This window comes from Patulibacter medicamentivorans, assembly GCF_000240225.1.
GTDB classification, from domain to species: domain Bacteria; phylum Actinomycetota; class Thermoleophilia; order Solirubrobacterales; family Solirubrobacteraceae; genus Patulibacter; species Patulibacter medicamentivorans.
Map to the genome: position 1 here is coordinate 1 of NZ_AGUD01000311.1, position 7,297 is coordinate 7,297.

At 74.5% G+C, this 7,297-nt stretch carries 4 protein-coding genes; 1 reads left to right on the forward strand and 3 read right to left on the reverse strand.

Features of this window, described 5'->3' with window-relative positions:
• Positions 1-76: 76 nt before the first annotated feature.
• Both PAI11_RS22500 and PAI11_RS25090 read right to left on the reverse strand, forming a co-directional pair.
• The gene (locus tag PAI11_RS22500; protein ID WP_007579075.1) at positions 77-2,446 is read right to left on the reverse strand and encodes a type IA DNA topoisomerase; all 2,370 of its coding nucleotides are present in this window, start codon (positions 2,444-2,446) and stop codon (positions 77-79) included.
• 102 nt (positions 2,447-2,548) lie between these two features.
• Positions 2,549-3,718 (reverse strand): MarP family serine protease, encoded by a 1,170-nt coding sequence (locus PAI11_RS25090; RefSeq protein WP_007579077.1) that lies wholly within the window; start codon positions 3,716-3,718, stop codon positions 2,549-2,551.
• A gap of 139 nt (positions 3,719-3,857) precedes the next feature.
• Here PAI11_RS25090 and PAI11_RS22510 point away from each other — a divergent pair, with 139 nt between their 5' ends.
• Positions 3,858-5,804: a penicillin-binding transpeptidase domain-containing protein gene (locus tag PAI11_RS22510; protein ID WP_007579079.1), complete on the forward strand. Its 1,947-nt coding sequence runs from the start codon at positions 3,858-3,860 to the stop codon at positions 5,802-5,804.
• Between the two features lie 79 nt (positions 5,805-5,883).
• Here the strand turns inward: PAI11_RS22510 and PAI11_RS22515 are convergent, their stop codons facing one another.
• Positions 5,884-6,876, reverse strand: coding sequence for a helix-turn-helix transcriptional regulator (locus PAI11_RS22515; protein WP_211656649.1), 993 nt, complete (start codon positions 6,874-6,876; stop codon positions 5,884-5,886).
• Positions 6,877-7,297: the final 421 nt, after the last annotated feature.

The following is a 7,297-nucleotide window of genomic DNA, read 5'->3' on the forward strand; positions in this document are numbered from 1 at the left end:
TTGCAGCGGCGGCTCGCGGGCCGCCGCCGAGCGCGCTGGACCGGGGCCGGGACCACCGATCCGTCGCCGGCTCGATTCAGGCCGCGGCGGCGCCGTCGCCGTCGCCGTCCGCCGCGACGGCCGAGGTCGCCGCAGCGGCGGCCGCCGGATCGGTGGTCGCGATCCCGTCGCCCTCGCCGGCGGGCGCCCGCAGCCCCTCCTGGGCCCACGGCTCGTCGAACTCGACCCGCCACTTGCCCTCCTCGGTCTGGTGGAGGGCCAGGCGCGCGCGGAAGTTGCGGCCGGCGCGGCTCTTGAAGCCGGTCACCGCCTTCGCCGTGCGGCCGGTCTTCACCAGCTCCTTGGCGACGGCCGGCGGCAGCGTCTTGCCGGCCTTGCTCTTCCAGATCACGAAGCCGCAGCCCGGATCGTCCTTCGACCAGCAGGAGAAGCCCTTGCGGTTCTCGGTGATCGAGCGGCCGCAGACCGGGCAGGGACCGAGGTCGGCCCGCGGGATCCGGACGTCCTTGAGCTTGTCGTCGAGCTTCGTGACCGTCTTCTGGGCGTACTTGGCGATCTCGTCCATGAACGCCTTGCGGGTGATCTCGCCCGACTCGATCTGGGCCAGCTTGTGCTCCCAGTCGCCGGTCAGCGACGGCGACGTCAGCCCGAGCTCGGGGTCCTCGATCAACCGGATGACGTTGAGGCCCTTCTCGGTCACGACCAGGGCGCGACCGTCGCGCTCGGTGTAGCCGACGTCGATCAGTCGCTCGATGATCGCCGCGCGGGTCGCCGGGGTGCCGATCCCGGCGTCCTTCATCGCCTCGCGGGCCTCGTCGTCGTCGACCAGCTGGCCGGCGGTCTCCATCGCGCCCAGCAGCGACGCGTCGCTGAAGCGCCGCGGCGGCTTGGTGACCTTCTCCTCGGACGCGACCTCGAGCGTCTTGACGTCCTCGCCCTTCTCGAGCTTCGGCAGCGTCTGCTGGCGCCCCTCGTCCTCGTCGTCGGAGGCGGAGCCCGCGCCCTCGATCTCCTCGCCGTAGACGCCGCGCCAGCCGGCGACCAGCAGCACCCGGCCGCGGGTCCGGAAGACCTGCGGGCCAACCTGCTCGGTCGACTCGTTGCCGTCGTCGTCCTTGCGCACGACCGCGACGGACACGTCGACGGTCGTCTCGATCCGCGTGTTCTCGAACTCGGCGTCGGGGTGGAAGACCGCGAGGAACCGGCGGACGACCATGTCGTAGATCCGGCGGTCGTCGTCGTTCATCCGCTCCAGCACGTGCTGGGCGTTGGTCGGGATGATCGCGTGGTGGTCGGCGACCTTGGCGTCGTTGACCACGCGCCCGAGCGGCAGCTTGTCGAGCGAGGTCACGTAGGCCGCGGCCTTGCGGTACTCCGGACGGCTGCCGACCTCGCCCGCCGTCGGCTTGATCTCGGGGATCATGTCGGTGGTCAGGAACCGCGACGCGGTACGCGGGTAGGTCAGCGCCTTGTGCTCCTCGTAGCAGCGCTGGGCCGCCGCGAGCGTGCGGCGGGCGGTGAAGCCGAAGCGGCTGCCGGCGTCGCGCTGGAGCGACGTCAGGTCGTAGAGCATCGGCGCCTTCTCCTTGCGCCGCGTCTTGTCCAGCTTGGTGATCGTGCCCTGCTGGTCGCGGACGGCGTCGGCGATCGCCGAGGCCTCCTCCGCCGTCGGCAGGCGCGGCTGGGTGCCCTGGTACAGGCGGCCCCAGTAGGCGCGCTTGCCGGACTCGTTCGCCGGCGCCTCGAAGCGGGCGTCGACCAGCCAGTAGGGCTCGGGGACGAAGGCGCGGATCTCTTCCTCGCGGCGGGCGAGGATCGCCAGCGTCGGCGTCTGCACCCGGCCGAGCGAGACGGCGCCGTCGAAGCTCGAGCGCAGCCGGATCGTCGCCGCGCGGGTCGCGTTCATGCCGACCAGCCAGTCGGCCTCGGACCGCGACTGGGCGGCCTGCGCCAGCAGCTCGACCTCGTCGGAGGAGCGCAGCTCGGCGAGCGCCCGCCGCATCGCGTCCTCGGTCATCGAGGACAGCCACAGGCGGCGCGTCGGCTTCTTGCCGCCGGCCTTCGCGTAGACCCAGCGGAAGATCAGCTCGCCCTCGCGCCCGGCGTCGCAGGCGTTGATGACCTCGTCGACGTCCGCCCGCGCGAGCAGGTTGCGGATCACCGTCATCTGCTTCTTGGAGCCCTCGTCGCGCTCGACGAGCTGGAACTCCTCCGGCACGATCGGCAGGTCGTCCATCCGCCAGCGCTTGAACTTCTTGTCGTAGGCGTCCGGCTCGGCCAGCTGCACGAGGTGGCCGATCGCCCACGTGATCACGTGGTCGGGCCCCTCCATCCAGCGGGCGTTGCGCTCGGCCCCGACCTTCCCGACCTGGAAGGACCCGGGCAGCACCTTGGCCAGGTCCTTGCCGACGGACGGCTTCTCGGCGATGACGAGCGTCTTACCCACGGGCCGCAGCGTAGCGAGCCGCGACCGCCGTGCCCGTCACGCCCGGTGCCGATCCCGCGCCGGACCGGTGCCGGGATCGCGCGGGAGGGCGACCAAGCGCGGTCAGTGGCTGCAGGGACCCGGGTCGACGGCCCGCCCCGGCCGGACGTCCGTCATCGCCGCGTTGACCACGTCGTTGGGGACCGCGTAGCCGCCGCGCTGGTGGGCGCGGGTCGAGGACGCGAAGACGGTCCCCAGCACCCGTCCGCGGGCGTCGACCAGCGGGCCGCCGCTGTTGCCCTGCTCGACCAGGCCCCGGAACGGCAGCACCAGCCGCGTGACCGGACCGCGGCCGTAAGCGTCCTCGCCGGAGACCGACTGGCGGCTGGCGATCCGGGCGGAGCGGGCCCGGAACGGCCCGGCCAGCGGGTAGCCGAGCAGCGCCGCGGGCGTCGCCCGCCGCGGATCGCGGACCACCCGCAGCGGATCCAGCGTCAGGTCCGGCACCGCCAGGATCGCGATGTCCTGCTGGGCGTCGACGTGGACCGGGAACGCCCGCAGGCGCTCGCCGCCGACCTCGGGGATGACGGTCGTGTCCTCCTCGCCGGCGATCACGTGCTGGTTGGTCACCACGTAGCCGCGGGCCACGACCCAGCCGGACCCGACGACGCCGACGCCGCAGGCGGTGCCCTCGACCCGCACCACGCCGCGGCGGCCGACCCGCACCCCGCTCCCGCGGAGCACGGTCGAGTCCGGCGACCCGACCGTCGCGGCGGGACCGGAGAACCCCGGCAGCGGGTCGAAGCGCGCCAACAGCGCCAGCGCGTCGTCGGCCGGCGGCAGGCTCCGGCGCAGCTCGCGCAGGACGGTCGAGCGGCGGATCTCCGACCGCCAGTCGCTCGGCAGGTTCGGCGCCTGCAGGGCGATCGCCGACACCAGCCAGGCGGCCCCGACGACCAGCGCGACGGTGAAGGCGGCGCCGAGGCCGGCGTCCAGCGAGACCCCGATCCGCCGTTGCCGGCCGTCCTGGAGCCGCCGCCGCAGCCGCTCGCCGACCTGCTGCATCAGCCCGCCGAGCACGATCCCGAGCACCGTCGCCGCCACCAGCGCGACGACCGGGGCGTTGGCGTCCTCGCTCCCGTCGGGGAGCAGCAGCGGCCCCAGGCGGACGCCGGCGAAGGCACCGGCGGCGAACCCCAGGAAGCCCAGTGCGGAGGCGAGGAAGCCCTGGGTCGCGCCACCGACCGCCGCCAGCAGGACGACCACGACCAGCGCCCAGTCGAGGACGGTCATCGCCCGTGAACGCTACCCGGCCACGGGCTCCGATCCGCCGGACGTCCGGTCGCCGCCGACCGCCGCGACGGACGCCCGTCCAGTGTCCGCGACCCCCGCCCGGAACGGTGATCGATCGGACACTAGTATGTACGCTCGAATGCCCGCCTCCGGACGCAGACGTCCTCCGCAACGGAGTTCCGGCGGCACGGCTCGTGCTCCCGCGCCGCGCGCCGCCGGCGGCGCGCGCGGTGGGGGATCCGGGATCTCGGGCGGCGCAGGCGGGCGCAGGACGCCGCCCGGATCGCCGATCCGCGCGGCCGGCGACCGCGGCGGTCGTCCCCCGGTCGGGCGCGCGCGGCGCGGCTCCGGGCCTGGCGGCCGGCGGCCGCTGCTGCTGATCGCGCTGCTGGCGCTGCTGATCGCGGCGGGCGTCGGCGCCTACCTGGTGCTCGACGCCCGTGCCAGCCGCCAGGCCGAGCGGGACACGGTCGACGCCTACCTGCGGGCCTGGACCGCCCAGGACCCGGGAGCGATGTACGGCCACGTCAGCGACGACGTCCGCAGCCGCACGTCCGAGCAGCGGTTCGCGCAGCTGGTCCGCGATCCGCTCGGGGTCGCGACGGTCCAGCAGCTGCGGATCGGCAAGCCGAAGCGCGACGGCGACGCCTTCGACGTCCCGGTCCTCGCCCGCACGCGGCTGTTCGGGACGATCTCGGCGACCGTCCGGCTGCCGCTGGTCGGCTCCGGCGACCAGGCCCGGATCCGCTGGGCGAAGCGCCTGACCTTCCCCGGCCTCCGCGACGGCGAGACGCTGACCCGCACGACCGACATGCCGGCACGCGCCACGATCCTCGCCCGCGACGGCAAGACAGCGATCGCCGAGGGCGAGAGCCGCAGCTCGCCGGTGCCCAACCTGGCCCAGCAGGTCCGCGGCGACCTCGGCACGGCCAAGCCCGAGGACGCGGCGATGCTGAAGCGGCTCGGCGTGCCCGCGGACGCGAAGGTCGGCGTCAGCGGCCTGGAGCGGATCCTCAACCCGCAGCTGATCGGCAAGCCGGGCGGGACCCTCAAGGCCGGCGATCGGGTGCTGAAGCGGGTCGCGCCCGAGAAGGCGACGGCCGTCCGCAGCTCGATCTCGCTGGCGGTCGTCAAGGCGGCGGCCGAGGCCCAGCAGGACGCGCCGGCCGGCGGCGGCGTCGTCGTCCTCAACAGCCGCACCGGCGAGGTCCTGGGCTTCCAGGGTCTGGCCTGGAGCGTGCTGCAGCCGCCCGGCTCGACGATGAAGATCATCACCGCGGCCGCGGGCCTGGAGGACGGCGTCGCCAAGACGACCACCAGCTATCCGGTCGCGACCGAGGCGCTCGGGATCCAGAACTCCAACCAGGAGTCGTGCGGCGGCACGCTCGTGCAGTCGTTCGCGCACTCCTGCAACTCGGTCTTCGCGCCGATGGCGGTCAAGCTCGGGTCCAAGCGCTTCGTCGAGATGGCCGAGCGGTTCGGCTTCAACACGCCGCCCGGGGTCCCGGGGGCCCAGACCAGCCAGCTGCCGAAGGAGATCGGCGTCGGCGACCTGGCCCAGTCCGGCATCGGCCAGGCCCAGGTCCAGGCGACCGCGCTGCAGGTGGCGCTGATGAGCGCCACGATCGCCAACGGCGGCCGGATGCCGAAGCTGACCTTCCTGCGGTCGACGAAGGCCGCGCCCGCCAAGCGGATCATCAAGCCGAGCACCGCCCGCGACATGCGGCAGCTGATGTTGGCCGTGATCAGCGGCGGCACCGGTCAGAAGGCCGCCGTGCCGGGCGTCACCACCGCCGGCAAGACCGGCACCGCCGAGCTGCGCGCGACCCAGGGCGACCACTGCGAGAGCCAGGCCGCGCCGGACGCCGAGCCCGGAGCCGAGGCGCCGCCGGTCGACAGCGCCTGCGGCAACAAGGACGGCACCAACACCGACGCCTGGATGGCGGCCTTCGCCCCCGCCACCCGCAGCGGCGGCAACGACCCGCTGGCGATCGGCGTGCTGCGGATCAGCAACTTCCAGGGTGGCGAGACCGCCGCTCCGGTCGCCAGCAAGGTCCTCAAGGCCGCGCTCGACGCGACCGGCTGAGCCCCGGCGCCGGACGGCGGCGGCACGACGCCCGACCCGCGCGTCGCCGCCCGCTCGCGTCGTGCGACGTCGCGGTCGCTCAGGGACCGGAGCCTGCCGGCGAGCCGTCGCCGTCGTCCGCCCCGGCCGCGCGCGCCAGCCGTCGCGCCCGGTCGCGGACGTGGGCGACGAACTCGGGCGGTCCGTCGATCCGGTATTCGTGGGCCAGGAAGCCGAGGTTCAGCATCAGCCAGTCGAGCACGTCGCCGCGGGTCCGGATCCGGCAGGTGGCGTCGTCGATCGGCTCGACCTCGCCCCGCAGCCAGCCGACCTCGCGCGGGATCGCGGACGCCGGGGCGAAGACGGTCACGACGGCCTCGTAGCGCGCCGGCATCGAGCGGATCGACGAGCGGACGTAGCCGGCGGCGTCGCCGGTCGGCGGCCGCCGCGGCGCGAACCGCGATCCCGAGCTCTGCGGCGCGCTGATCCGGTCGACCCGGAAGGTCCGCCAGTCCTGCCGGCGAGCGTCCCAGGCGGCCAGGTACCAGCGGCGCTCGAGCGCGACCAGCCGGTGCGGCTCGACCGTCCGCTCGCTGGTCTCGCCGTCGCGGCGGCGGTAGCCGAAGCGCAGCCGCTCGTTGTCGCGGCAGGCCTGGGCGATCACCGCCAGCGCCTCGGAGTCGACCGCGCTCGGCGGCCCGAGGCTCGGCACGATCGCCGCCTGCAGCGCCGAGACGCGGCGGCGTAGCTTCGGCGGCAGCACCTGCTCGAGCTTCGCCAGCGCGCGCACGGACGTCTCCTCGATCCCGGCCACCGAGCCGCCGGCCGCGGTCCGCAGCCCGATCGCGATCGCGACCGCGTCCTCGTCGTCGAGCAGCAGCGGCGGCAGCTGGCTGCCGGCCTGCAGCTGGTAGCCGCCGCCGGCCCCGCGCGCCGCGTCGACCGGGTACCCCAGCTCGCGCAGGCGGTCGACGTCGCGCCGCAGCGTCCGCTCGCTGACGTCGAGCCGGTCCGCCAGCTCCGGGCCGGCCCAGAAGCGGTGGGTCTGCAGCAACGACAGCAGGCGCAGCATGCGGGAGCTGGGATCGGACATCGCGAGCCTCGGATCGTGGTCGTGATCGGGTCGTCCCCCAGCCCGTCTTCCGGCGGTCCCGAGGACGGATTCCATCCTTCCAGGCCTTCCGGCCAGGATCTGGCCGGAATCGCTTCCTGCCGACGAGGCCGGCGGCGCGGCGGGTGCGGCGGGTGCGGCGGGCAGGTGGCGTCAGCTCTCAGCGGACTGGTCGAGGTGGCGTCAGCTCGCCTCGCATACCGCGAGGAGATGACGCCACCGCCCCGCGACCGCCCACGACTGACGCCACCTGCCCGCCGCGCTCCACCGTCCAGAACGACGAACGCCGGCCACTGGCCGGCGTTCTGTCATGAGCGTCCCGCGGGTGGATGCCCGGTGTTCGTGGACCGAGGAGGTCGCCGCCGGGAAGCGAGAGCCGTGCGCCAGCACTGCCGAGCGCGCC

Bases quoted from the DNA above. Each gene is read 5' to 3' on its own strand.
- PAI11_RS25090 (WP_007579077.1), bottom strand. From the start codon at position 3,718: ATGACCGTCCTCGACTGGGCGCTGGTCGTGGTCGTCCTGCTGGCGGCG.
- PAI11_RS22510 (WP_007579079.1), top strand. From the start codon at position 3,858: ATGCCCGCCTCCGGACGCAGACGTCCTCCGCAACGGAGTTCCGGCGGC.
- PAI11_RS22515 (WP_211656649.1), bottom strand. From the start codon at position 6,876: ATGTCCGATCCCAGCTCCCGCATGCTGCGCCTGCTGTCGTTGCTGCAG.